The following is a 25,753-nucleotide window of genomic DNA, read 5'->3' as shown; positions in this document are numbered from 1 at the left end:
CCGTTCACCCGCCACGCTCGTGCATTCGTCCGCCAACGCCGGAAACTAAAACGGCGCGGACAGCGAAAGCCTCCCGTGCGCTCAGTCCGCCTGCTTGCGCAGGAATGCCGGAATGTCGTACGTGTCGACGCCCTTTTCCTGCAGCGCCTGCACGTGCGAAGCCGCGGTGTCGCGCGACGTGCGCCATACAGCCGGCGTGTCGAGCGCGCCGTAGTCCGCCGTGCTGGCGTGCGACGGCGTTGCGTACGAGCCGTGTTGTGCGGCGATCGGCTGGTTGTCGGTGCCGGTGCGCAGCAGCGTCATCGGTGCCGATTGCTGCTTCTTCGCTGCACGGCCAAGACCCGTTGCCACGACCGTCACGCGCAGCGCGTCGCCCATTGCATCGTCGTACACCGCGCCGAAAATCACCGTTGCGTCTTCCGCCGCGTAGCTCTTGATCGTGTTCATTACTTCGCGCGTTTCCGACAGACGCAGCGAACGGCTCGACGTGATGTTGACCAGCACGCCACGCGCGCCCGACAGATCGACGCCTTCCAGCAGCGGGCTTGCAACAGCCTGCTCGGCAGCGAGACGCGCGCGATCGACGCCGGCAACGGTCGCCGTGCCCATCATCGCCTTGCCCTGCTCGCCCATCACCGTCTTCACGTCTTCAAAGTCGACGTTCACCAGACCGTCGACGTTGATGATTTCCGCGATGCCGGCAACTGCGTTGTTCAGAACGTCGTCTGCGCACTGGAAGCACTTGTCCATCTCGGCGTCGTCGCCCATCACCTCGAACAGCTTGTCGTTCAGAACGACGATCAGCGAGTCGACGTGATCCTCCAGTTGCTGCGAACCGGCTTCTGCCACACGCATGCGCTTGCCGCCTTCGAACTCGAACGGCTTGCTGACCACGCCAACAGTCAAGATACCCATCTCTTTCGCGATCTGCGCGACCACGGGTGCTGCGCCCGTGCCCGTGCCGCCGCCCATGCCGGCCGTGATGAAGACCATGTGCGCGCCGCGCAATGCGTCGGCGATGCGCTCACGTGCTTCTTCCGCTGCGGCGCGGCCCATTTCCGGCTTGGCGCCGGCGCCCAGACCCGTGTTGCCCAACTGGATCACCGCGGTGGCGCGCGAACGCGACAAAGCCTGCGCGTCCGTGTTCATCACGATGAAGTCGACGCCTTGCACGCCTTTGTTGATCATGTGCTGAACAGCATTGCCGCCAGCGCCACCTACTCCGACCACCTTGATGATGGTGCCGTTCGTTTCGGTTTCCAGCATTTGGAAATCCATGATGCCTCCGTCAAGATAAAAAATTGCAGCCACTCGGCCGTTATTCGGCAGGAGATCGGGCAACCTCCTGTCGCGCGCCAGCCGCCGGCACCAGCGCGTATTTTGAAAACGAATGCGTTAGAAGTTGCCGAGGAACCAGTCCTTCATGCGCGTGAACACCTGTCCCATGGAACCGGATTGCACCGCGACCTTGCGGCCGCGCATGCGTTGCGAGCGTCCTTCGACGAGCAGACCCATCGCCGTCGAATAACGCGGATTGCGCACGACGTCGGCGAGACCGCCCGCGTATTCCGGCACGCCGATACGCACCGGCTTCAGGAAAATGTCTTCACCCAGTTCGACCATGCCGAGCATCATCGACGCGCCGCCGGTCAGCACCACGCCGGAGCTCAGCAGTTCCTCGTAACCCGACTCGCGCACCACCTGCTGCACGAGCGAAAACAGTTCTTCGACACGCGGCTCGATCACCGCCGCCAGCGCCTGGCGCGACAGCGTGCGCGGACCGCGCTCGCCGAGACCCGGCACTTCGATCATTTCGTCCGGATCGGCCAGCGCCTGCTTCGCGATGCCGTAATCCACCTTGATGTCTTCCGCGTCCGGCGTCGGCGTGCGCAAGGCCATGGCGATGTCGCTCGTGATCTGGTCGCCGGCAATCGGAATCACAGCCGTATGACGGATCGCGCCTTCGCTGAAAATCGCAATGTCCGTCGTGCCGCCGCCGATATCGACCAGCACCACGCCCAGTTCCTTCTCGTCTTCCGTCAGTACCGCGAGCGACGACGCGAGCGGCTGCAGAATCAGATCGTTCACTTCGAGGCCGCAGCGGCGCACGCACTTCACGATGTTCTGCGCCGCGCTCACCGCGCCCGTGACGATATGCACCTTCACTTCGAGGCGAATGCCGCTCATGCCGATCGGCTCGCGCACATCTTCCTGACCGTCGATGATGAATTCCTGCGTGAGGATATGCAGCACCTGCTGGTCGGTCGGAATGTTGATCGCCTTCGCCGTTTCGATCACGCGCGCCACATCGGCCTGCGTGACTTCCTTCTCCTTGATCGCCACCATGCCGCTCGAATTGAAGCTGCGAATGTGGCTGCCGGCGATGCCGGTGAAAACGTTGGTGATCTTGCAGTCGGCCATCAGTTCGGCTTCTTCGAGCGCACGTTGAATGGACTGCACAGTGGCTTCGATGTTCACCACCACGCCTTTCTTGAGCCCCTTCGATTCGCTCTGGCCGAGGCCGATCACCTCGTAGTGACCTTCGCCCTTCAATTCGGCGACGATGGCCACCACCTTCGACGTCCCGATGTCGAGGGCGACCAGCAGATCTTTATAGTCTTTACTCATAGCGTGCTCATTGCGTGTGATGTCCGTTTACTTCTTGCCCTTGTCGGGTTCGCTGATAAAGCGCATGCCAGCGGCACGAATCGCGAAACCGTTCGGATAGCGCAAGTCCGCATACTCGATATCCTTCCCCCAACGTTGCGTCACGGCGTTCCAGGCCGCCGTCAGGCGCTTGCTCCGATCGAGCAGCGTGTCCTGATTGCGCTCGCGTCCCAACTCCACCTGCGTTCCGTTCGACAGCTTCACCGTCCACGCGTAACGCGGCGACAGCGTGACTTCTTCCGGCGTGGCGCCCAGCGGCGCGAACCACTTCTGAAAGTCGTGATAACGCGCGACCACTTCTTTCGCCGTGCCGTCCGGGCCGTCGAACGCGGGAAGCTCCTGTTCGAGCTCGCCCTGATTCGCGGTGAACAGCTCGCCGTCGACGCTCACCAGTTGATCGCTGCCCCACGTGCCAAGCGGTTTGTACTCTTCGAGCGTGACAGCCAGCGCATTCGGCCAGACCCGCCGCACGCTCGCGTGACGCACCCACGGCATCTGCTCGAACGCCTGACGTGCGACGTCGAGATCCACCGTAAAAAAGTTGCCCTTCAAACGACCTACCACGCCCGCGCGCACCGTCGGCGAATTGATGTGCTCCGTATCGCCGTCGATCTGAATCTCGCGCAGCGCGAAATTCGGACGCTGGATCATCCAGTAAGCGCCAGCCGCCAGCAGCACGAGCACCAGCAACGCATGCAATGCGCTGGCGGCGAGATTGAGCTGGCGAACGTTGTTCCACATGGTGTTGCTTTCGGGTTGCCCCGCGTAGTCCTGATCAATCCTTCAAGGTCAGCGCCAACACGCCGACCACCAGTTCCTGATAGCTGATGCCCACCGCGCGCGCCGCCTTCGGCGGCAGCGAGTGATCGGTCATGCCGGGCGCCGTGTTCACTTCGAGGAAGTACGGGTTGCCGTCCGCGTCGAGCATGAAATCGGCGCGGCCCCAGTCGGTGCAGCCGAGCACGTCGAACGCGCGGCGCGCCAGCACTTTCATGCGCGTCTCTTCGGCGGGCGTGAGGCCGCACGGAATCAGATACTGCGTGTCGTTCGCGATGTACTTCGCGTGGTAGTCGTAGAACTCGCCGGCCGGTACGATGCGGATCACCGGCAGGTCCAGATCGCCTGCGATGCACGCGGTGTATTCGCCGCCGCCTTCGATGCTCTTCTCGACCACCACGATCCTGTCGTACTTCACCGCTTCGACGAGCGCCGCAGGCAACGCGTCCGCGCTCTTCACCTTGATGACCGCGACGCTCGACCCTTCGCTCGCCGGCTTCACGAAGAGCGGCAAGCCGAGCTTCGCGACGATCTCCTGCGCGCGCGCTTCGTAGTCGTCGCCGCGCAGCACGGCTTCGAACGGCGGCGTCGGAATGCCGAGCTGCTGCCACACGAGCTTGGTGCGGAATTTGTCGAGCCCGAGCGCCGAGCCGAGCACGCCGCTGCCCGTGTACTTGATGCCGTAAAAATCGAGCGCGCCCTGAATCTGGCCGTTTTCGCCGTAGCCGCCATGCAGCGCATTGAAGGCGCGCACGAAGCCTTCGTCCTTCAACGCGGCGAGCGGACGCTCGGCCGGATCGAACGGATGCGCGTCGATGCCGGCGTCGCGCAGACCTTGCAGCACGAGGCGCCCGGAATTGAGCGACACTTCGCGCTCGGCCGAATTGCCGCCGAGCAGCACGGCCACCTTGCCAAATTTTTTCGGGTCGATACTGCTCATCTCACACCTTCGTTTCCTGAGCGAGGCGACCCGGCACACCGCCGATCGAACCCGCGCCCATCGTGATCACCACATCGCCGTCGCGCACCAATGCTGCGAGCGCGTCCGGCACTTCATCCACCGTATCGACAAACACCGGCTCGACCTTGCCCGCGACGCGCAACGCGCGCGCGAGCGCCCGACCGTCCGCGGCGACGATGGGCGCTTCGCCGGCCGAATACACTTCGGTCAGCACGAGCGCATCGACCGTCGACAGAACCTTGACGAAATCTTCAAAGCAATCGCGCGTGCGCGTGAAGCGATGCGGCTGGAACGCGAGCACGAGACGCCGCCCCGGAAATGCGCCGCGCGCCGCCGCGACCGTTGCCGCCATTTCGACCGGATGATGTCCGTAGTCGTCGACCAGCGTGTACGCCCCGCGCGGCTCGCCGTCGCTTACGACCGGCACTTCGCCGTAGCGCTGAAAGCGCCGGCCCACGCCGTTGAAATCCGCCAGCGCTCGCTGGATATCGGCATCTTTCACTTCAAGTTCAGTCGCAATCGCGATCGCGGCCAACGCGTTCTGCACGTTGTGCTCGCCCGGCAGGTTCAACACGATGTCGAGCGGCGCCGCGTCTTCGCGCATCGCGGTGAAATGCATCTTGCCGTCGCGCGCTTCGACGTTGACCGCGCGCACTTGCGCGTCCGGCGCGAGGCCGTAACGGATGATCGGCTTCGACACGAACGGCAGAATCTCCTTCACGTTCGGATCGTCGACGCACAACACCGCGATGCCATAGAACGGCAGACGGTGCGTGAATTCGATGAACGCCTGCTTGAGTCGCGCGAAGTCGTGGCCGTAGGTGTCCATGTGATCGGCGTCGATGTTCGTGATGACTTCGATCACCGGAAAGAGATTCAGGAACGACGCGTCCGATTCGTCCGCTTCGGCGACGATAAAGTCGCCCGTGCCGAGCCGCGCGTTCGCGCCCGCGCTGATCAACCGTCCGCCGATCACGAAGGTCGGATCGAGCCCGCCCGCAGCGAGCACGCTTGCGACCAGCGACGTGGTCGTGGTCTTGCCGTGCGTGCCGGCAATCGCAATGCCCTGTTTCAGGCGCATCAGTTCCGCGAGCATGACCGCGCGCGGCACGATCGGAATACGTCGATGACGCGCGGCCAGCACTTCCGGGTTGTCGCTGCGCACCGCGGTCGAGACGACCACCGCGTTCGCGCCTTCGATGTTCTCCGCCGCGTGACCGATTGCGATACGCGCGCCGAGTGCGGCCAGGCGATCCGTGACAGCGTTGCTCGAGAGGTCCGAGCCGCTCACCTGATAGCCGAGATTGAGCAGCACCTCCGCGATGCCGCTCATGCCGACACCGCCGATGCCGACAAAGTGAATATGTTTGACGATGTGTTTCATTGCTTTCCTTCTGGGCTCGCGCCCGAAATCGAACCCGCCACGCTCGCGCAAATCTGCGCGACCTGTTCAGTGGCGTCGGGTTTCGCGAGCGAGCGCGAACGCTCCGCCATCTCCGCGAGACTTTCCCGCGTCTGGCTGCGCAACCAGCCGGCGAGTTTTTCCGCCGACAGATCGCGTTGCTGCACGACCAGCGCCGCGCCGTTGTCGGCGAGAAACGCTGCATTAGTGGTTTGGTGATCGTCCACCGCATACGGGAACGGCACGAACAACGCGGCCACACCTACCGCTGAAATCTCCGACACGGTCATCGCGCCCGAGCGGCAAATCACGAGGTCCGCGCTTGCATAGGCGCTCGTCATGTCGTCGATGAACGGCACGAGTTGCACGTCAGCGCCCGTTTGCAAACCGGCTGCCGCGTAGTTCTCGCGCAGCGCGTCGATATGTTTTGCGCCCGCCTGATGCACGATGCGCGGACGTTCGTTCGGGGCCAGCAGCTCGACCGCGCGCGGCACGACTTCATTGAGCGCCGCGGCACCGAGACTGCCGCCGACCACCAGCACATTCAACGGACCGTTGCGTTCTGCATAGCGTGCTTTGGGCGCAATCGCGCGCGCAAGTTCCGCACGAATCGGATTGCCGGTCCATTCGCCGTGCGGCAACGCATTCGGAAACGCAACGAGCACGCGTTTGGCGAGCTTCGCGAGCACCTTGTTTGCGAGACCCGCAATCGAATTCTGTTCGTGCAGCACGAGCGGACGTCCGCTGAACGCGGTCATCAGGCCGGCCGGAAACGTGATGTAGCCACCCATGCCGAGCACCACATCCGGCTTCACGCGACGCAGCACGCTCAAGCTTTGCGTGCATGCGCGCAGCAGATTCAGCGGCAGCATCAGCTTCGTTTTCAGGCCCTTGCCGCGCAGTCCGCCGAAGCGCACGTATTCCATCGGGATGCCGTGCTTCGGCACGAGCGTCGCTTCCATGCCCGCGGGATTGCCGAGCCATACGACCTTCCAGCCCCACGCCTGCATCAGGTGCGCGACCGCGAGCCCAGGGAACACGTGTCCCCCGGTGCCACCGGCCATCACCATCAGCGTGCGTTGCTGCGTGGAGGTCATACTTTCCCTCCTCGCATCAGCACACGATTTTCGTAATCCACCCGCAGCAGCACCGCGATGGCGATGCAGTTCTGCACGATGCCCGAGCCGCCGTAGCTGACGAGCGGCAACGTTAGACCTTTAGTCGGCAGCAGGCCGAGGTTCACGCCCATGTTGATGAACGTCTGCGCGCCGAACCAGATGCCGACGCCCTTCGCAACGAGGCCCGCGAACGTGCGGTCGAGTGCCAGCGCCTGGCGGCCGATCTCGAACGCGCGGCGCACGATCCAGTAGAACATCACGATCACGATGAGTACGCCGACAAAGCCGAGCTCCTCGCCGATAACAGCGAGGATGAAGTCGGTATGCGCTTCGGGCAGATAGTTGAGCTTCTCGACGCTGCCGCCGAGTCCCACGCCGAACCACTCGCCGCGGCCAAATGCGATCAGCGAGTGCGTCAGTTGATACGCCTTGCCCTGCGCATAACGGTCGTCCCACGGATCGAGGTACGCGAAAATCCGCTCGCGCCGCCACGGCGACGCCCACACCAGCAAACTGAACGTGCCGACCGCCGTGGCGACGAGGCCGCCGAACAGCTTGCCGTTCACGCCGCCGAGAAACAGCAGACCCATTGCGATCGCCGCGATCACCATGAACGCGCCCATGTCCGGCTCGAGCAGCAGCAATGCGCCGACGAAGCCGACCGCCATCGCCATCGGCAGAAAGCCTTTGGCGAAGCTGTGCATGTATTCCTGTTTGCGCACCGTGTAGTTCGCCGCGTAGATCGTCACCGCGAGCTTCATGATTTCGGACGGCTGCATATTCGTGATGCCGAGCGGAATCCAGCGGCGCGCGCCGTTCACGCCCTTGCCGACGTGCGGAATCAGCACGATGACCAGCGCGACGAGCGCGATCAGAAAGAGTTTCGGCGCGTACTTGTCCCACGTCGAAATCGGAATACGGAACGCTATGACGCCGACCACCGCGCCCATCGTCACGAAGATGATCTGACGCACAAGGAATGCGTAGTCGCGATACGACGCGTACTTCGGCGAATCGGGCATCGCGATCGACGCCGAATACACCATCACGACGCCGAGCCCGAGCAGCGCGACCACGACCCACAGCAGCGAATGATCGTAGTCGAGCATGCGCGAGCGCAGCGGCCGCACGCCATTGACGGCGCTCGCGAGACCGCTGCCGCCCGTGCGGCCACCGACGCGTGCTGCGTTGGCCGTGTCGCCGGCGCCTGCGCCTGTGCGCGAACCGAATCGTTCGGACCAGCTCATATCATCGTCCCCCGTTCGGCCGCGATTTCTTCCACCGTGCTGCGGAACACCGCGGCGCGATGCGCGTAACCCTTGAACATGTCGAAGCTCGCGCAAGCGGGCGACAACAGCACGGCGTCGCCAGGTTGTGCGAGTACGGCGGCGGCACGCGTCGCTTCTTCGAGCGTCGCGTGATCGGTCATCGCGATGCCGGTGTCTTCGAGTGCCGCGCGAATCTGCGGCGCGTCGCGGCCAATCAGCATCACCGCGCGGCACCAGCGCATGACCGGCGCGGCGAGCGGCTCGAAGTCCTGGCCCTTGCCGTCGCCGCCGGCGATCAGCACCGCGCGTTGCGCGAGGCCGTCGAGCGCGGCGACCGTCGCGCCGACATTGGTGCCCTTGCTGTCGTCCACGTAGTCGATGCCGTCGATCGACGCAATCAATTCCACGCGATGCGGCTCGCCGCGATACTCGCGCAAGCCGTGCAAGAGGCGCGCGGCGGGCAAGCCGATCGCGCGTGCGAGCGCATACGCGGCGAGCGCGTTGGCCGCGTTGTGCAGGCCGCGAATGCGCAGCGCGTCGGCGGGCATCAGGCGCTTGAGCGCAATATTCGGCGGCGTGACCGCTTCGTTCTTGCGGCGGCGCTTCGGCGTGATGTCTTCACTCGCGTCGAGATCGTGTGCTTCGACGAGCCAGATCATCGCGTTATCGCGCAGCAAACCGTAATCGCCGTCGTTCTTCGGTTCGGTTACGCCGAAGGTCACCACATCGACATCGCCCGGCTCCGAAGGCGCGAGCGCCATGACGCGTGCGTCGTCGCGATTGAGCACGCGCACAGTTTGTGTACCGAAGATGCGGCCCTTCGCGGCGGCATACGCATCGAGGCCGCCGTGCCAGTCGAGGTGATCCTGCGTGATGTTGAGGATCGCCGCCGCGTCCGGCTCGAACGTATGCGAAGTCTCCAACTGAAAGCTCGACAGTTCGAGCACCCACACGTCGGGCAGCGCGGTGTTGTCGATGGCTTCGCTCAGTTTGTCGAGCAGCGCCGGGCTGATGTTGCCCGCGACCGCGACCTTCTTGCCCGCGCGTTCGCACAGCAGCCCCGTGAGGCTCGTCGTCGTGGTCTTGCCGTTGGTGCCGGTGATCGCGACGACCTTCGGCGCATAACCGCTTTCGCCGAGCGTCTTCAGCGCTTGCGAGAAGAGTTCGAGTTCGCCCCACACAGGGATGCCTTGCTCGCGCGCCGCCGTGATCAGCGGCAACAAATCGGCGGCGAGCGGCGACAAACCGGGGCTGATCGCGACGAGTTCCACGCCTTCCAGCAGCACCGGCGAAAACGGGCCGCCGACAAACGCAGCGTCGACGCCGTGCGCTTCCAGCGCGGACAGGTTCGGCGGCACTTCGCGCGTATCGGCCACACGCAGCCGACAGCCGTGCCGCGCGCACCAGCGCGCCATCGCGAGACCGGATTCACCCAGTCCCAGCACGAGCACCATCGGCTTTTGCCGATCCCGAAACTTCTCGCCGAACATCGTCTGCTTCCCTTTAATACCTTCTGCTTAACGCAGCTTGAGCGTGGACAATCCGAACAGACACAACATCAATGTGATGATCCAGAAGCGCACGACCACCTGCGTTTCCTTCCAACCCGACAATTCGAAATGGTGATGCAGCGGCGCCATCTTGAAGAGACGCCGCCCTTCGCCGAAACGGCGTTTGGTGAACTTGAACCACGTCACCTGCAACATCACCGAAAGCGTTTCGGCGACGAAGATGCCGCCCATGATGAAGAGCACGATTTCCTGACGCACGATCACCGCCACCGTGCCGAGCGCGCCGCCGAGCGCGAGCGCGCCGACGTCGCCCATGAACATCTGCGCCGGGTGCGTGTTGAACCAGAGGAACGCGAGGCCGGCACCGCCCATCGCCGAACAGAAAATCAGCAGCTCGCCCGCGCCTGCAATGTGCGGAAACAGCAGGTATTTCGAGTAGACCGAGCTGCCCATCACGTAAGCGAACACGCCGAGCGACGCGCCGACCAGCACGACCGGCATGATCACGAGACCGTCGAGGCCGTCGGTGAGATTCACCGCGTTGCTCGCGCCGACGATCACCAGATATGTCAGCACGATGAAGCCCCACACGCCGAGCGGATAGCTGATCGACTTGACGAACGGCAGCATCAAATCGGCGCGCGCGGGCAAGCCCATCGACAAACCGCTGCGCACCCACGCCATGAACAGATCGAACACGCGCACATTGCTCGCTTCGGACACGCTGAACGCGAGATACACGGCGGCGAAGAGACCGATCACCGACTGCCAGAAATACTTTTCGCGCGACGACATGCCGCGCGGGTCCTTGTAGACGACCTTGCGATAGTCGTCGACCCAGCCGATCACGCCGAAGCCGAACGTGACCAGAATCACGATCCAGATAAAGCGGTTGGTCAGATCGGCCCACAACAGCGTTGCCACGGCGATGCCGAGCAGAATCAGCACGCCGCCCATCGTCGGCGTGCCGGATTTCACGAGATGCGTTTGCGGGCCGTCTTTACGGACAGCCTGGCCGACCTTCATCGCGGTCAGCTTGCGGATCACAGCCGGGCCGCAGACGAGCCCGATCAACAGCGCGGTGATGGTGGCCATCACCGCGCGGAAAGTCAGATAACTGAACACGCGCAAGAAGCTTGCGTCATTCTGCAGCCATTGCGCCAGCGCCAGTAGCATGCTTCGGTCCTTCTATTTCAGTGTGCAGCGGGCGCGCTGCCCGCTGCGTTGGGTTGTGGACTCGTTACGGCGTCCACCACGCGCTCCATTTGCATGAAGCGCGAGCCTTTCACGAGAAGCGTTGCAGCAGGACCGAAACCGGCCTGCTGCAATTGCGCGACCAGCGTGCCGACGTCGGCGACGTGATGCGCGCTTGCGCCATACGCGGTGCAGGCGTCGCGCGAGGCGTCGCCCATTGCGTACAGCGCGTCGATACCGCGTTCCTTCGCATAGGCGCCGATTTCGCGGTGAAATTCCGGCCCGTTGTCGCCGACTTCACCCATGTCGCCCATCACCAGCACACGCGGCGATGCGTGCGACGCGAGCACGTCGATCGCGGCGCGCATCGAATCGGGGTTGGCGTTGTAGGTGTCGTCGATCACGGTCGCGCCCGCGAGCGTGCCGAGCGCGGCGCGCTTGACCTGCAGGCGGCCTTTCACCGCGCCGAACGATTCGAGGCCGCGCTTGATGGCGTCGAGCGAAACGCCTGCGGCAAGCGCCGCCGAAGCCGCGGCCAATGCGTTGTGCGCGTTGTGGTTGCCGAGTACTTGCAGCGTGATATTTGTGTGGCCTTCGGGCGTTTCGATGCTGAGTACTTTGCCGTCGAACGTGCCCGTAACCGCCGCTTCCGTTGTGCGCGCGGCCGTGTTCAGCGCGAAGTCGACGATGCGGTTGCCCGTGGCCGCCACGCGCCAGATGCTTGCGTAGGCATCGTCGGCGGGGAAGACAGCGACGCCGTTCGGATCGAGCGCGTGAATCACGCTTGCATGCTCGAGCGCGACTGCTTCGACGGTCGCCATGAATTCCTGATGCTCGCGCTGCGCGTTGTTCACCACAGCGACGGTCGGCTCGGCGATTTTCGCGAGCAGCGACGTTTCGCCCGGATGATTCATGCCGAGTTCGACGACCGCCAAGCGATGCGCGGCATTCAGACGAAACAGCGTGAGCGGCAAGCCGATGTCGTTGTTGAAGTTGCCGGCGGTGGCAAGGCGCGCATCGACGCCGACGGCTGCGGCGAAAATTGACGCGATCATTTCCTTGACCGTGGTCTTGCCATTGCTGCCGGTCACGGCGACGAGCGGCATGCTGAACTTGCGACGCCAGCCGCGAGCCAGCGCGCCGAGTCCAACGCGCGTGTCGGCCACGCGCAAGGCGGGCACGCTCCAGCCGCCGGGCACGCGCGCGACGAGCGCGGCGCTCACGTTGCGCGCGGCGACGTCGGCGAGGAAGTCATGCGCGTCGAAGCGATCGCCCTTGATCGCGACGAACAGATCGCCGGGACCTGCGCTGCGGCTGTCGGTCGACACGCGTTCGAACGCAACGCTGTCGTCGCCGATAACCGTTGCGCCTGGAATCAGCGCGGCCGCTTCACGCAGCGTGAACATCGCATTGCCTTGCGCGCTCATTCGCCACCTCCGCGTGCCTGCGTGGCCCGCGCGGCGAGCGCGAGGCGGGCGTGGTCCTGGTCGGAGAAAGCGCGCTTTTTACCCATGATTTCCTGTGTTGCTTCGTGCCCTTTGCCAGCCAGCACGATGACGTCTTCGCGCGCGGCGCCGCGGATCGCCTGAAGGATCGCGCTCGCGCGGTCCTCAATGCGGCGTGCCTTCGACGCGTCTTTCATTCCCGCTGCGATCTGCTCGATGATGGATTGCGGATCTTCGCTGCGCGGGTTGTCGCTCGTGACCACCACGCCGTCCGCCATCTTTTCGGCGATGGCGCCCATCAGCGGACGCTTGGTTGCATCGCGATCGCCGCCGCAGCCGAACATGCAGATCAGTTCGCCGCCTCGCGCGGCCGCCATCGGGCGCAACGCTTCAAGTGTTTTTTCCAGCGCGTCGGGCGTGTGCGCGTAGTCGATCACGACGAGCGGTTCGTCGTTTTGCAAGCGGCCGCCGAGGCGCTGCATGCGGCCGTTCACCGATTCGAGCTTCGCGAGTTCGGCGAGCGCGGCATCGAAGGGAATCTCAGCGGCGAGCAACGCGCCGAGTACGCCGAGCAGATTGCTGACGTTGAATGCGCCGAGCGTTTGCACTTCGACTTCGGCATTGCCCCAGTCCGACGTGCTCAGGTGGAACGCGGTGCCGGTGGCCGTCGCGCGCACGTTCGATGCGAGCAGCGACGCGTCGGCTTGCGGCGCGCTTTGTTGTGCGGAATCGAGACCATACGCGATCGTGCGTGCGTGGCCTTGCGTGCTTGCCAGCAAACGGCGACCCGCCGCGTCGTCGCGATTGATCACGGCCGCACGCAGTTCCGGCCAGGCAAAGAGGCGCGCCTTCGCGGCCTCATACGCCTCGAACGTGTGGTGATAGTCCAGATGGTCTTGCGTGAGATTCGTGAACACGGCGATGTCGAACACCGTGCCGTTCACGCGCCCCTGGTGCAACGCGTGCGACGACACTTCCATTGCAACGGCCTTTGCGCCCGCGTCGCGCAACTGCGCGAGACTGCGCTGGAGTTGCGGCGCGTCGGGTGTCGTGAAGCCGGTGTGCACGAGTTGGCCGGGCAAGCCGGTGCCGAGCGTGCCGATGATCGCGCAACGTTTGCCAAGCGCGGTGAGCGCCGCCGAAATCCACTGGCTGCACGACGTCTTGCCGTTCGTTCCCGTGACGCCGACCGTGAGCATGCTGTCGCTCGGATCGTTGTACCAGGCGCTGGCAATCGAGCCCGCGAGCTCGTTCAACGCGGGCACCGCGAGCGTGGTGGACGCGTCGATCGCGCCGCTGAAACCTTCCGGCTGAACGAGCACAGCGGCAGCGCCGCGTTCAAGCGCGCCGTCGATGAACGCGCGGTTGTCCGCGCCATCCACGGCGTAGGCGAAAAACGCGTCGCCGGCTGTGAGCGAACGCGTGTCCGCGTGCAGATGCGCGCCTCGCTGCATGTGTGCTTGCAGCCAGTTCAACGCTTCGGCAATTTGCCGATGCGACGGATGATTGTTGCGCAGCGCGCTCATCGAACGACTCCCGCATGGGTCTTTGCATTCGCGGAAATCGTCATCTTCTTCGCGCTCGCGTTCGCCGAAATCTTCTTCGCCGCGGACGGCGCGGGAGTGGCCGAAGGCGCAGCGGATGCGGAGTCGTCGGACACAACCATCTGCTTGACCGGCATTTGTGGCGGCACGTTCAGCGAGCGCAGCGTATCGCCGACGATGCCCGAGAACACCGGACCCGACACCTGACCGCCGAAGTGACTGCCCGCAGTCGGTTCATCGACCGATACCGCGACGACGATGCGCGGATTCGGCATCGGCGCCATGCCGACGAACGACGCGCGGTACTTCGAGTGATCGTAGCCGTGAGGGCCGTGCTTATACGCCGTACCGCTCTTGCCGCCGACGCGATAGCCCGGCACCGCCGCATCCGGCGACGTGCCGCCCGGCGAGACGACGGTTTCGAGCATCGCGCGCACTTCGCGGGCGGTGGTCGGCGAAAAGATTTGCGGGCCGGTTGCCGGCTGGTCGCCAGGCGTGCGGAAAATCGACACGGGCATGATCTGGCCGTCGTGCGCGATGGCCGTGTACGCGCGGCCGAGCTGGAACAGCGACACCGACAGGCCGTAACCGTACGACATGGTCGCCTGCTCGATACGGCGCCAGCTCTTCCACGGACGCAGACGTCCCGCCGCCGCGCCCGGGAAACCGACCTTCGGCGCGAGGCCAAGACCGATGCTGGTGTACATGTTCCACATCTCTTCGGGCTTCAACTGCATCGCGATCTTCGTCGCGCCGATGTTGCTCGACTTCTGGATCACGCCGCCGACAGTCAGGACACCGAACGCGCTGTCGTCGGTAATCGGCGCACCGTCGAGCACGAAGCGGCCGCCGCCTGTATCAACCAGTGTAGTCGGCGTGACGCGGTGCAGGTCGAGCGCGAGCGACACCGTGAACGGCTTCATGATCGAGCCCGGCTCGAACGTGTCGGTCAGGATGCGGTTGCGCAACTGGTCGCCGGTCATGTGCGACCGGTCGTTCGGGTTGTAGGTCGGGTAATTGACGAGCGCGAGGACTTCGCCGCTCCGCACGTCGATCACCATCGCCGCGCCGGCCTTCGCCTTGAACTTTTCGACGGCCGCTTTCAGGTTCGTGTACGCGATGTACTGGATCTTGCTGTCGATCGAGAGATCCACGTCCTGGCCGTTGTGCGGCACGACCTGCTCGTCCACGTCCTCGATGATGTGGCCCATGCGGTCTTTAATCACGCGACGGCTGCCCGACATGCCCGCGAGCAGCTTCTGGTCGCCGAGTTCGACGCCTTCCTGGCCTTCGTCCTCGACGTTGGTGAAGCCGATCAGGTGAGCCGTGATCTCGCCTTCCGGATAGAAACGCTTGTACTCGTCGCGCGCGTAAATGCCGGGGATGTCGAGCGCCTTCACCTTCTCGGCAATATCCACCGGCACCTGGCGTTTGACGTACACGAAGTTCTTGTCTTCGGAGAGCTTCCTGCGCAATTCCTTATCGGTCATGCCGAGCAGTTTGCCGAGCGAGTTCAGCTTGTCCGCGCCGAGATCGTCCGGCACCGATTCCGGGATCGCCCAGATTGCGCGCACCGGCAGACTCGTGGCGAGCACGAGGCCATTGCGGTCGAGAATCTTGCCGCGCGTGGCCGGCAATTCGAGGCGGCGCTGATAGCGGATTTCGCCCTGCTTCTGATAGAACGCGTTGCCGGGTCCCTGAATCCAGAAGGCGCGCGCGGTCAGCGCAACAAACGCCATGAAGAGCAGGAACACGACGAGCTTCGAGCGCCACATGGGCAGGCGCACGGACAGGATCGGATTAGCCGAGAAAGCGACGCTCTTGCGGCTGGACGATTTTTTCATCGAACGCCTCCGCTGCGAGTCGCCGACGGCGCCGATGCCGGAGCCGAAGTCGGAATCGGCGCGTCTTCGGCCTTTGCGGCGCCGGGGTCGAGCGTCAGGTATTGCGTGCGCCCGGTGCTGACCGCCTGCATCTTCAGCGACGTGGTCGCGAACTGCTCGATGCGCGACGTCTTGGAGAGCGCGCTCTGCTGATATTGAAGCTGCGAATAGTCCTGCTGCAACTGGCGCTCCTGCGACTGCGCGCGCTGCAACTGGATAAAGATCTGGCGCTGCTGGTTCGTTGCGTTGACAACCGACAACGCACAGCCCATCACGATCATCAGCAGGAAGATATTGAGGCGATTCATGGTGCGATCCGCTCCGCCACACGCATCACGGCAGAACGGGCGCGCGGGTTCGCGGCGACTTCAGCGTCGCTCGCAAACACGCGGCCGATGATTTTGAGCTGAGGGCTCGGCAGGTCGACGGCACGAATCGGCAGACGACGATCGACCGCGGGCGCACTGGCGTGTGCCTGCATGAATCGCTTGACGATCCGGTCCTCGAGCGAATGAAAGCTGATGACCACCAGCCGTCCCCCTTGCTCCAGCAGCGACAACGCTGCTTCTAAAACGACTTGCAGCTCCGCAAGCTCTTGATTGATATGAATCCGTATAGCCTGAAAGGTGCGGGTTGCCGGGTCCTTGCCCTTCTCACGGGTTTTGACGACGTTAGCCACGATTTGGGCAAGCTCGCCCGTGCTGACGAGAGGCCCAAGACGGTCGGACTCTGCCCGGCGAGCAACAAGCGCCTTTGCAATCTGAAAAGCAAACCGTTCTTCCCCATAATCTCGTATCACCTCCGTCAGTTCCTGCACCGTGGCCCGCGCCAGCCAGTCAGCGGCAGACTCGCCGCGCGTCGGGTCCATCCGCATGTCGAGCGGGCCGTCGGCGCGGAAACTGAAACCCCGCTCCGGATCGTCGACTTGCGGCGACGACACGCCCAGATCCAGCAAAACGCCCGACACCCGTTCAATCCCGCGCTCCGCAATCGCGGTGCGCAGTGAAGCAAAACTCTCGTGCACGATGCCAAAGCGCGGATCGCCGATCTGCTGCGCCGTGGCGATGGCGAGCGGGTCTTTGTCGAACGCGATCAGACGCCCCGCTTGCCCCAGCTTCTCCAGCACCAGACGGCTGTGGCCGCCGCGCCCGAACGTGCCGTCGACATAGACGCCGTCCGCGCGCGTGACCAGCGCCGCTACCGCTTCTTCCAGCAGCACCGTGCGATGCTGCAATTCGTTTCTCATCGCAGATGCCATATATGTATGCCGCGATCAGAACGTGAAGTTCTTCAACGCTTCGGGCATGCCCTCGGCGATGGCCGCCTGTTCCTTCGCGGCGTAAATCTGTGCGTCCCACAGTTCGAAGTGGCGCCCCATGCCGAGCAGCGTCACTTCTTTTTCCAGCGAACCGGCCGCGCGCAATTCCGGCGACACGAGCACGCGGCCCGCGCCGTCCATATCGACGTCCATTGCATTGCCGAGAAAGATGCGCTTCCACCAGGCTGCGTTCATGGGCAGCTTGTCGACTTTGTCGCGGAAGATTTCCCACTCCGGGCGCGGAAAGAGCAACAGGCAGCCGTCCGGGTGCTTGGTGATCGTCACCCGGCCCTCTGCCTGTGTTTGCAGCGCATCCCGATAGCGGGACGGAATAGACATCCGCCCTTTCGCATCGAGCGTCAGCGCCGACGCCCCTTGGAACACTTCGCTCTCCCTCTTGGCCCGCGCCTTTGCGCCGGCTGCCCAATTCGTAAAAATCTACCCGAAACCACCCGTGAGATCACACAAAAATACACTTTCTCACACTGTCTCCCACTTTAGAGGAACGCTAAACACGGGTCAAGGGAGACAGGCCGTTTTCGAGCGAATTTTGTTTGTTAGAACAAGGACTTAGCGCGAGTCCTTCATGTCAGACGAAAAATGGAAAATCGTTATAAATGAAGGGACTACTGAGGCTTCTGAAGGTGATACGTGAAAAGTGCGGGCGAACAGCGCGGGGCGTAAGCGATCGTGAAGGGCGTCTGGAAGGTGTGCGGCGGGGTTTTCGGCGGCTACGCGGGGACGACGCGCGGGACGTCGTCCCACCTTGCGTGGTGAGACGGAAACTCGGCGGTTCTTATATGTAGTACGCGGTGCGGGTCATCACTTTCGACATCGCGCGCATCATGGCGCGCACGGGGAACGGCAACTCGATGCCGCCGGCGTCAATTGCGGCTTTTCCATGTCCGGCTTCGTCGACGCGCATCTGCTCGACAATCGCGCGCGATTCGCGATCGCCGACCGGCAGACGATCGAGGTGGCTATCCAGATGCTGTTCGACCTGCCGCTCGGTTTCGGCCATGAAGCCGAGGCTCACGCGGTCGCCCATGCGTCCGGCCGCGAGCCCGATGGCGAGCGCGCCTGCGTACCAAAGCGGATTCAGCAGACTCGGACGCGAGTCGAGCGCCTCGAGACGCTTCGCCGTCCATGCGAGGTGATCTTCTTCCTCGATTGCGGCGCGATCGAACACGCTTCTCAACGACGGCGAACTGGTCGCGAGCTTCTGTGCCTGGTAAAGCGCCTGCGCGCAGACTTCGCCGACATGGTTCACGCGCATCAGACCCGCGGAGTGCGCGCGCTCGGCCGGCGAGAGCTCGGGCGCCTCCGCCGAAGCCGCCGATTCTTGCGGAACTGGCAAAGGACGGCTCATGCGCGAAACGCCCGTCATTGAGCGTAAACCCCGATCAAATTCAGTAATCAACTCGTCCAGAAACATTCGGCACTCCGTGATTCGACAACTTGCTTCGCGTTCTTCATGGCCCGCGCCACAAGGCTTCGCGGGAAAAAACACGGCCTTCGCGCGGGGCTGATCCAGCCGCTGAAGGCATCAAGATTTCGATTTTAGATCATGTTGCGTAAACGAAACAGGAGCCGTCCGGGCAGCGTCCTTTTTCTTTGTGCCATGTAGCCCTTTTGTTACATTACGTGCAACTTCTCGCGAAGTTGGACAAGCAAGGCCTCAACGCTACATAAATATTCGCCTTGTAAAAAAGATTCGTAATCCTTGGAGATCATTCGATGAAAAAGTCGCTTCTCGCTCTCGCAGCACTGGGCGCATTCGCAGGCGTCGCACATGCTCAGAGCAGCGTGACCCTGTACGGTATCATTGACGAAGGCTTCAACATCAACACCAACTCGGGTGGCAAGCACCTGTACAACCTGTCCAGCGGCGTCATGCAAGGCTCGCGTTTCGGCCTGCGCGGCACGGAAGATCTGGGCGGCGGTCTGAAGGCAATCTTCGTGTTGGAAAACGGCTTTGACGTGAACAACGGCAAGCTGGGTCAAGGCGGCCTGATGTTCGGTCGTCAAGCTTACGTCGGTCTGTCGAGCCAGTTCGGCACGGTCACGCTGGGTCGTCAATACGACTCCGTCGTCGACTACGTCGGTCCGCTGGAAGCCGGCGACCAGTGGGGCGGCTACATCGCTGCTCACCCGGGCGACATCGACAACTTCAACAACGCATACCGTACGAACAACACGGTCAAGTACACGAGCGCGGATTACGGCGGCCTGAAGTTCGGCGGCACGTATAGCTTCGGCGGTGTTGCAGGCAACTTCTCGCAGAACCAGATCTGGTCGTTGGGCGCTGGCTATAACAACGGTCCGTTGGTCTTGGGCGTTGGTTATTTGAACGCGCGCACGCCGGCAGCTTCGGGTGGTCTGTTCAACAACGGCGGCACGGCAGCTACGCCGGCTGGCGCAGTGACGTCGCCGGTCTACGCTGGCTTCGCATCGGCTAACACGTACCAGGTTATCGGTGCAGGCGGTGCTTACACGTTCGGCGCAGCAACCCTCGGCTTGACGTACTCGAACATCCGTTTTGCAAACCTGGGCGCATCGTACGCATCGCCGTTCAAGGGCCAAACGGCTACGTTCAACAACGCGGAAGTCAACTTCAAGTACCAGTTGACCCCGGCGTTGCTGGTCGGCGCAGCGTATGACTACACGCGCGGTTCGGAAGTCAACGGCAACTCGCGCGCTCAGTACCACCAAGGCGCGCTGGGCGTGGACTACTTCCTGTCCAAGCGTACCGACGTCTACGTGATCGGTGTGTACCAGCACGCTACGGGCGAAACCGTGAATGCGGCAGGCGCCGTCGTCACGGCAACGGCTGGCATCAACGGCCTGTCGGGCTCGTCGAACCAGAACCAGCTCGCAGCTCGCGTCGGTATCCGCCACAAGTTCTAATAAGTCGTAAAAACGCAGTTTGCCTCAAAGGCGCCTTCGGGCGCCTTTTTTTATGGCCGTCCTAGGATGCGCGGAAACGAAAAAGCCCGGCTGACTTGTCGTGTCAGCCGGGCCTTCGCATGCTGCTGATGGCTACGCGTTACGACGCGTCAGCGTCCGCGATGTTGGGCTTCGCTTTGCGCTCACGCCCGCCCATCACGCAGTTCCCGACGCAAAATCTTGCCGACATTGCTCTTCGGCAGCTCGGTACGGAACTCGACGATCTTCGGCCGCTTGTAGCCGGTTAGCTGCTGTTTGCAGTAGGCGAATATGTCGGCGTCCGTCAGCGCGTCGTCTTTCTTGACGACAAACAACTTCACCGCCTCACCCGAGTGCTGGTCCGGCACACCGACCGCCGCGACTTCGAACACGCCGGGCAGCTTCGCGACCACGTCCTCGATCTCGTTCGGATACACGTTGAAGCCGGAAACCAGGATCATGTCCTTCTTGCGGTCCACGATCTTCACGAAACCCCGGTCGTTCATGAAGCCGACATCGCCCGATTTGAAGAAGCCGTCCGGCGTCATGACTTTCGCGGTTTCTTCCGGCCGGTTCCAATAGCCCGCCATCACTTGCGGGCCGCGGATGCAAATCTCGCCCGGTTGCCCGAGCGGCACTTCGTTGCCGTCGTCGTCGCGGATGGAGACTTCGGTCGACGGCAACGGCAGCCCGATCGTGCCGCTATATTCGGTCACCGTCACGGGATTGCAGGTGACGCACGGCGACGTCTCGGACAAACCGTAGCCCTCGATGATCGGCGTCTTTGTGTGCTCGAACCAGCGCTTTGCGACAGCTTCCTGGACGGCCATTCCGCCGCCGTTTGCCGCGATCAGTTTCGAAAAGTCGAGCTTGTCGAAGTCAGGACTGTTCAACAGCGCGTTGTACAACGTGTTGACCGCCGGGATGGTGGTAATTGCGTAACCCTGGAGCGCCTTGATCGTGCCGGGAATATCGCGCGGATTGGGGATCAGCACGCCGAGTCCGCCTGTGCGGATGGTCAGCAGACCGCACACCGTCAGCGCAAACACGTGGTACAGCGGCAAGGCCACAACCGTGATGAACTGCTCGATGTCCGTGCGGTTTGCGCGAACCGGATTGAGCCACACTTCGGACTGCAGCACGTTCGCAATCAGGTTCCTGTGCAGCAGCGTGGCGCCCTTGGCCACGCCGGTCGTGCCGCCGGTGTACTGAAGGAACGCGACATCGTCGGGGCCTTGCTGGACGGGCTTGAAAGTTTGGCGCTCGCCTTCGGCGATGGCCCCGTTGAATTTGACGTGACCGGGCAAACTCCAGGCGGGCACCATTTTCTTCACGCGGCGCACGACGAAGTTCACGACAGCGCCCTTCACGCCCATCAGATCGCCCATTGCGGCGACCACGACGTGCTTGACAGCGGTATTGCGTACGACGGCCTGCAACGTGACGGCGAAATTTTCGAGCAGGACGATTGCTTCCGCGCCGCTGTCTTTCAACTGATGCTCGAGCTCACGCGGCGTATAGAGCGGGTTGACGTTCACGACCACATAACCCGCCCGCAGAATCGCCGCAATCGCGACCGGATATTGCAGCACGTTCGGCATCATGATTGCGATGCGGGCACCGCGCGCAAGGCCTTTCGACTGAAACCACGCGGCCAGCTTGCGCGAAAGCGCGTCGAGTTCGCCGTAACTGATGCCCTTTCCCATGCAGACGAACGCCGGCTTGTTGCGGTGCTCGCGGAATGCTTCCTCGAGCAGTTCGGCGACGGACGAATAGCGGGTCGGGTCGATCTCTGCGGGAACGCCGGGCGGGTAGGATTTCAGCCAGATTTTATCCATGCAGCGTCTCCTTCTTTATTTTCGAATGGTCGTGCTAAAAACGCATCGTAGCATGGGCGTCCCTGCGCTATTCGCGAAAAACGGCTGCGTTAGACTGCTGCCTCGAACCTTCGGAAGCCTTGTTGGCGAGGCTTGCGCGATGTTGCAAGAGCGCGTCAGACGCGCTCCACTTCGACGAGGCAGTCGTAGAAAGTTGCGGATCCGCCGAGATCGGTAAGCGCCTGGCTCGTGACCTGATTGGCGTTGCGGCCGTCGGGCGCGAGCTTTTTCCACCAGATCGACAAGCCGACCACAAGGCCTTCGCGGGCACGGTCGGTGACGCGAGCGCGCGCCTGCATCGAGCCGCGGTCGTTGAAAATGCGCACGTAATCGCCGTCGGCGATGTGACGCGGCCCCGCGTCCGCCGGGTGGATGTCGAGATGCGGCTCGCCTTCCGTCGACCGTAGACTTTCGACGTTGACGAACGTGCTGTTCAGGAAGTTGCGCGCGGGCGGCGAAATCATCGCGAGCGGATAGCGGGCAGCCAATTCAGGCGCGAATTCCGCCGACTCATAGGGCGGCAGATAATCCGGAAGCGGGTCAAGACCCTGCTGCGCGAGCCGCTCGCTGTAGAACTCGCATTTGCCCGACGGTGTGTGAAAGCCGCCTTCGGCAAAAGGCGCGTCGGGCAGGTTCAGCTTTGCCCAACCGGTCTGCTTGAGCGCTTCCCAATTCACGCCTTCTAGCTTCTTGTCCTGCCAGCGGAATGCGTTTTGAGCAACGGCTTCGTCGCTTTCGAAGAGCGCCGGTTCATCCAGCGCCATGTGCCGCGCGAGGCCGCGAAAGATCTCCGTATTGGGACGCGCCGCGCCGACCGGCGGAATCGCCGGCAAGTTCGCCATGACGTGCGTGTGGCCGTACGACTTATGCACGTCGAGATGCTCGAGCTGCGTGGTGGCGGGCAGCAGAAGGTCGGCGTAATCGGCGGTGTCGGTCTGGAAGTGCTCCAGCACGATCGTGAAGAGGTCTTCTCGAGCGAAGCCGGCGGCGACGCGCTCCGAATCCGGCGCAACAGCAACCGGATTCGAGTTATACACGACGATCGCCTCGATTTTCGGACCGAACTCGGCGTCGCCTGGGTGCAGCAGCGCGTCGCCGATTGCGTTCATATTGATGACGCGGCTCGGGCTCGCCGGCCAGCCGGGCATCAGGTCCGGACGCTGCAGCGCATGCGAGTCCACCGGCGCCCAACCGGACGACGACAGCAAGGCGCCGCCCGCGCGCTCGCGCCACGCGCCGGTGAGCGATGGCAGGCACGCGATCGCGCGCACCGCGTTGCCGCCGCCGCGCACTCGCTGCAGACCATAGTTCAGGCGAATCGCCGCTTTCTTCGTGCTGCCGTAAAGTCGCGCGAGGTCGACGATAACCTGCTCGTCGATGCCGCAAATTTCAGCCACCCGCGACGGCGGATAGGTGAGCGCACGAGCCTTCAGTTCGGCGAAGCCCAACGTGTGCGCGGCGATGTAAGCGTGATCCAGCAGGTCTTCCGAGATCAAGACGTGCATCATGCCGAGCGCCAAGGCGGCGTCGGTGCCCGGTTTCAGCGCAATGTGCTGATGACACTTCTCCGCGGTGAGCGAGCGATACGGGTCAATTGCAATGAGGCGCGCGCCTCGGCGCTTGGCCTGCTGCGCGCGGGTCCAGAAATGCAGGTTCGACGCAATCGGGTTGGAGCCCCAGATGAGGATGACCTCGCTTTCCTCGAAAAACTCGGTGAGCATGCCGATGCTCGCGCCGTAGGTGTATTTCAAGCCAGCGGCGCCGGCTGCCGCGCAGATGGTGCGGTCCAGTTGCGACGCGCCCAGCTTGTGGAAGAACCGCTGCGCGATGCTGTCGCCCTGGACGAGGCCCATCGTGCCCGCGTAGCTATATGGAAGGATGGCTTGCGGCACGCGGCCGGCTATCTCCCGCAGGCGCTTTGCGGCCAGCTCCAACGCTTCTTCCCAGCCGATCGGCTCGAAACGGCCCTCGCCCTTGCGGCCGACGCGCCTCATGGGCGTCGTCAGGCGTTGCGGATGATGAACGCGCTCCGCATAGCGGCTGACTTTGGTACACAACGCGCCTTGGGTCGGAGCATGATCTGGATCGGCGACGACCTTGATTGCCCGATCGCCTTCGACTGTTACCCGCATCGCGCAGGTGTCGGGGCAGTCGTGCGGGCAAACTGCGCGAGCGAATTCGGTCGGAGCGTTCATTGGGTAACCATTCAGGAGACGGTAAGCAGGGCGCAACGCGGGATTTTATTACGTCCGCCGGCGGTTGCCTGCATGCTGCCGCCAAAAAGCCTTCGGCGTAGAATCGTTAGCACTGCGTCCGGGCGCATGTCGCCCGAGCGATTCCATGCAAGTTTAAGCGCAAGCACATCGGCACTCTATTATGAAACTGATCCCCGAAATTCAGGCTGCTCACGGAGAAATCCAGACTCTTCGACGAACGATCCACGCTCATCCCGAACTGCGTTACGAAGAAACAGCGACTTCGGAGCTGGTCGCGAAGACCCTTGAGTCATGGGGTATAGAAACGTATCGCGGATTGGGTAAGACAGGTGTTGTCGGCGTGCTCAAACGCGGCAATGGCAAGCGCTCGATCGGCCTGCGCGCCGACATGGATGCGTTGCCGATTCAGGAGCTGAACAACTTCGAACATCGGTCGAAAAACGATGGAAAAATGCATGCGTGCGGTCACGATGGACACACGGCGATGCTGCTCGGCGCAGCCCGGCATCTGGCGAAGCATGGCGACTTTGACGGCACCATCGTTTTCATTTTTCAGCCGGCCGAAGAAGGCGGCGCCGGCGCACAGGCCATGATCGACGACGGCCTTTTCGAAAAATTTCCTGTGGATGCAGTGTTCGGCATCCATAACTGGCCGGGCATGCCGGCGGGCCACTTCGGCGTAACCGAAGGGCCGATCATGGCGTCCAGCAACGAATTCCGCATTGAGATTAAAGGTGTTGGCTCGCACGCAGCGCTGCCGCACAACGGACGCGATCCGGTGTTTACCGCTGTGCAGATCGCTAATGGCTTGCAAAGCATCATCACGCGGAACAAGAAGCCGCTGGATACGGCTGTGCTTTCGATCACGCAAATTCATGCCGGCGATGCAGTCAACGTCGTCCCTAACGATGCGTGGATCGCGGGCACCGTACGGACTTTTACGACTGAAACGCTCGATCTGATCGAAGCGCGCATGCGCAAAATCGCTCAAAGCACGGCGGACGCTTACGATTGCACGGTCGACGTTCATTTCCACAGAAACTATCCGCCCACTATCAACAGCAGTGAGGAAGCGCGGTTTGCGGCCGCCGTCATGAAGGAAGTTGTCGGGGCAGAAAAGGTGGACGACTCGGTCGAACCTACGATGGGCGCGGAGGACTTCTCGTTCATGCTGCTGGCGAAGCCGGGATGTTATGCGTTTCTTGGCAACGGCGAAGGCGGCCACCGCGACGCCGGCCACGGTGCAGGCCCGTGCATGCTGCACAACGCGAGCTATGACTTCAACGATGAGTTGCTGCCGATCGGCTCGACGTATTGGGTGCGACTTGCGCAGCGGTTTCTGGCGGTAGAGAAGTAGGACGGAGGGTTGGGGGACGGGACGATGTGTTGTGTTGTCCGTCGGGTCCGGGAACGCGCGTATGGCTTGCCTGGCGCGCTGACCTGGCAGCTCGATCCGCTGATGGACGATCAGGAACTGGATTCGCGGCAGTCGACCGGCGCGGTGTACTGGGAAGGCGCGGCGCGGGTGAGCCGCTATGGCGCGGAGCTCGGGCGGGCGTATCTGGAACTGACCGGCTATGCGGGCGCTCTGCGCATGGGCGGGCCGTGACGGCGCGCCGCATTTTGCCGCCCTTTGTTCCGCGTTTA

The 25,753-nt window shown here is 63.1% G+C and carries 20 protein-coding genes and 1 pseudogene; 3 read left to right on the top strand and 18 right to left on the bottom strand.

The features are described 5' to 3' along the window. Positions 1-81: 81 nt before the first annotated feature. The 16 genes from ftsZ to coq7 form a co-directional block, all read right to left on the bottom strand. On the bottom strand, positions 82-1,278 hold the full coding sequence (gene ftsZ, locus P0D87_RS26810; protein WP_029971514.1) for a cell division protein FtsZ: 1,197 nt from the start codon (positions 1,276-1,278) through the stop codon (positions 82-84). Between the two features lie 117 nt (positions 1,279-1,395). After that, entirely contained in the window at positions 1,396-2,628 is a 1,233-nt protein-coding gene (gene ftsA, locus P0D87_RS26805) for a cell division protein FtsA (RefSeq protein WP_013340575.1), read from the bottom strand. Positions 2,629-2,655: 27 nt separating this feature from the next. Next, on the bottom strand, positions 2,656-3,408 hold the full coding sequence (locus tag P0D87_RS26800) for a cell division protein FtsQ/DivIB (protein ID WP_029971515.1): 753 nt from the start codon (positions 3,406-3,408) through the stop codon (positions 2,656-2,658). Positions 3,409-3,442: 34 nt separating this feature from the next. Continuing rightward, positions 3,443-4,384, bottom strand: a complete 942-nt coding sequence (locus tag P0D87_RS26795) for a D-alanine--D-alanine ligase (RefSeq protein ID WP_029971516.1) — start codon at positions 4,382-4,384, stop codon at positions 3,443-3,445. A gap of 1 nt (position 4,385) precedes the next feature. Then, positions 4,386-5,789, bottom strand: a complete 1,404-nt coding sequence (murC, locus tag P0D87_RS26790; protein WP_053858768.1) for a UDP-N-acetylmuramate--L-alanine ligase — start codon at positions 5,787-5,789, stop codon at positions 4,386-4,388. Continuing rightward, the gene (gene murG, locus P0D87_RS26785; RefSeq protein ID WP_006053212.1) at positions 5,786-6,904 is read right to left on the bottom strand and encodes an undecaprenyldiphospho-muramoylpentapeptide beta-N-acetylglucosaminyltransferase; all 1,119 of its coding nucleotides are present in this window, start codon (positions 6,902-6,904) and stop codon (positions 5,786-5,788) included. Before murG ends, murC begins: the two co-directional genes overlap by 4 nt. Further along, the gene (ftsW, locus tag P0D87_RS26780; RefSeq protein WP_006053211.1) at positions 6,901-8,172 is read right to left on the bottom strand and encodes a putative lipid II flippase FtsW; all 1,272 of its coding nucleotides are present in this window, start codon (positions 8,170-8,172) and stop codon (positions 6,901-6,903) included. Before ftsW ends, murG begins: the two co-directional genes overlap by 4 nt. Continuing rightward, positions 8,169-9,683, bottom strand: coding sequence for a UDP-N-acetylmuramoyl-L-alanine--D-glutamate ligase (gene murD, locus P0D87_RS26775; RefSeq protein ID WP_053858769.1), 1,515 nt, complete (start codon positions 9,681-9,683; stop codon positions 8,169-8,171). Before murD ends, ftsW begins: the two co-directional genes overlap by 4 nt. A 27-nt stretch (positions 9,684-9,710) precedes the next feature. Next, positions 9,711-10,880, bottom strand: a complete 1,170-nt coding sequence (gene mraY, locus P0D87_RS26770; protein WP_006053209.1) for a phospho-N-acetylmuramoyl-pentapeptide-transferase — start codon at positions 10,878-10,880, stop codon at positions 9,711-9,713. 17 nt (positions 10,881-10,897) lie between these two features. After that, positions 10,898-12,325 (bottom strand): UDP-N-acetylmuramoyl-tripeptide--D-alanyl-D-alanine ligase, encoded by a 1,428-nt coding sequence (locus tag P0D87_RS26765; protein ID WP_053858770.1) that lies wholly within the window; start codon positions 12,323-12,325, stop codon positions 10,898-10,900. After that, on the bottom strand, positions 12,322-13,869 hold the full coding sequence (locus tag P0D87_RS26760; protein WP_053858771.1) for a UDP-N-acetylmuramoyl-L-alanyl-D-glutamate--2,6-diaminopimelate ligase: 1,548 nt from the start codon (positions 13,867-13,869) through the stop codon (positions 12,322-12,324). Before P0D87_RS26760 ends, P0D87_RS26765 begins: the two co-directional genes overlap by 4 nt. Beyond that, positions 13,866-15,731, bottom strand: a complete 1,866-nt coding sequence (locus P0D87_RS26755) for a peptidoglycan D,D-transpeptidase FtsI family protein (RefSeq protein WP_053858772.1) — start codon at positions 15,729-15,731, stop codon at positions 13,866-13,868. The genes P0D87_RS26760 and P0D87_RS26755 overlap by 4 nt, the downstream gene beginning before the upstream one ends. Continuing rightward, positions 15,728-16,078, bottom strand: a complete 351-nt coding sequence (gene ftsL, locus P0D87_RS26750; protein WP_006053205.1) for a cell division protein FtsL — start codon at positions 16,076-16,078, stop codon at positions 15,728-15,730. Before ftsL ends, P0D87_RS26755 begins: the two co-directional genes overlap by 4 nt. Next, positions 16,075-17,028 carry a 16S rRNA (cytosine(1402)-N(4))-methyltransferase RsmH gene (gene rsmH / locus P0D87_RS26745; protein WP_053858773.1) on the bottom strand — a complete coding sequence of 318 codons (954 nt, stop codon included), beginning with the start codon at positions 17,026-17,028 and terminating at the stop codon, positions 16,075-16,077. Before rsmH ends, ftsL begins: the two co-directional genes overlap by 4 nt. 15 nt (positions 17,029-17,043) lie before the next feature. Further along, positions 17,044-17,472 (bottom strand): division/cell wall cluster transcriptional repressor MraZ, encoded by a 429-nt coding sequence (gene mraZ, locus P0D87_RS26740; RefSeq protein ID WP_006053203.1) that lies wholly within the window; start codon positions 17,470-17,472, stop codon positions 17,044-17,046. 412 nt (positions 17,473-17,884) lie between these two features. Further along, entirely contained in the window at positions 17,885-18,523 is a 639-nt protein-coding gene (coq7, locus tag P0D87_RS26735) for a 2-polyprenyl-3-methyl-6-methoxy-1,4-benzoquinone monooxygenase (protein ID WP_114156505.1), read from the bottom strand. Positions 18,524-18,825: 302 nt separating this feature from the next. Here coq7 and P0D87_RS26730 point away from each other — a divergent pair, with 302 nt between their 5' ends. Further along, positions 18,826-19,995 (top strand): porin, encoded by a 1,170-nt coding sequence (locus P0D87_RS26730; RefSeq protein ID WP_006053201.1) that lies wholly within the window; start codon positions 18,826-18,828, stop codon positions 19,993-19,995. A 182-nt stretch (positions 19,996-20,177) separates the two neighbouring features. Here P0D87_RS26730 and P0D87_RS26725 read toward each other — a convergent pair whose 3' ends face one another. After that, complete coding sequence (locus tag P0D87_RS26725; protein WP_053858775.1) at positions 20,178-21,851, bottom strand: long-chain fatty acid--CoA ligase; 1,674 nt, start codon at positions 21,849-21,851, stop codon at positions 20,178-20,180. Positions 21,852-22,006: 155 nt separating this feature from the next. Further along, entirely contained in the window at positions 22,007-24,085 is a 2,079-nt protein-coding gene (locus tag P0D87_RS26720) for a molybdopterin-containing oxidoreductase family protein (RefSeq protein WP_053858776.1), read from the bottom strand. 181 nt (positions 24,086-24,266) lie between these two features. Between P0D87_RS26720 and P0D87_RS26715 the strand changes: the two genes are divergently transcribed. Next, on the top strand, positions 24,267-25,463 hold the full coding sequence (locus tag P0D87_RS26715; RefSeq protein WP_171800542.1) for a M20 aminoacylase family protein: 1,197 nt from the start codon (positions 24,267-24,269) through the stop codon (positions 25,461-25,463). A gap of 72 nt (positions 25,464-25,535) precedes the next feature. After that, positions 25,536-25,715 (top strand): annotated as a pseudogene (locus P0D87_RS26710) (lipocalin family protein); the annotation flags it as partial. Positions 25,716-25,753: the final 38 nt, after the last annotated feature.

Origin of the sequence: Paraburkholderia sp. RL17-368-BIF-A, assembly GCF_046054045.1 — a bacterium.
GTDB lineage: Bacteria > Pseudomonadota > Gammaproteobacteria > Burkholderiales > Burkholderiaceae > Paraburkholderia > Paraburkholderia graminis.
The sequence above is the reverse complement of the archived record's forward strand: the minus strand, read 5'-3'. Positions and strand labels throughout refer to the sequence as shown.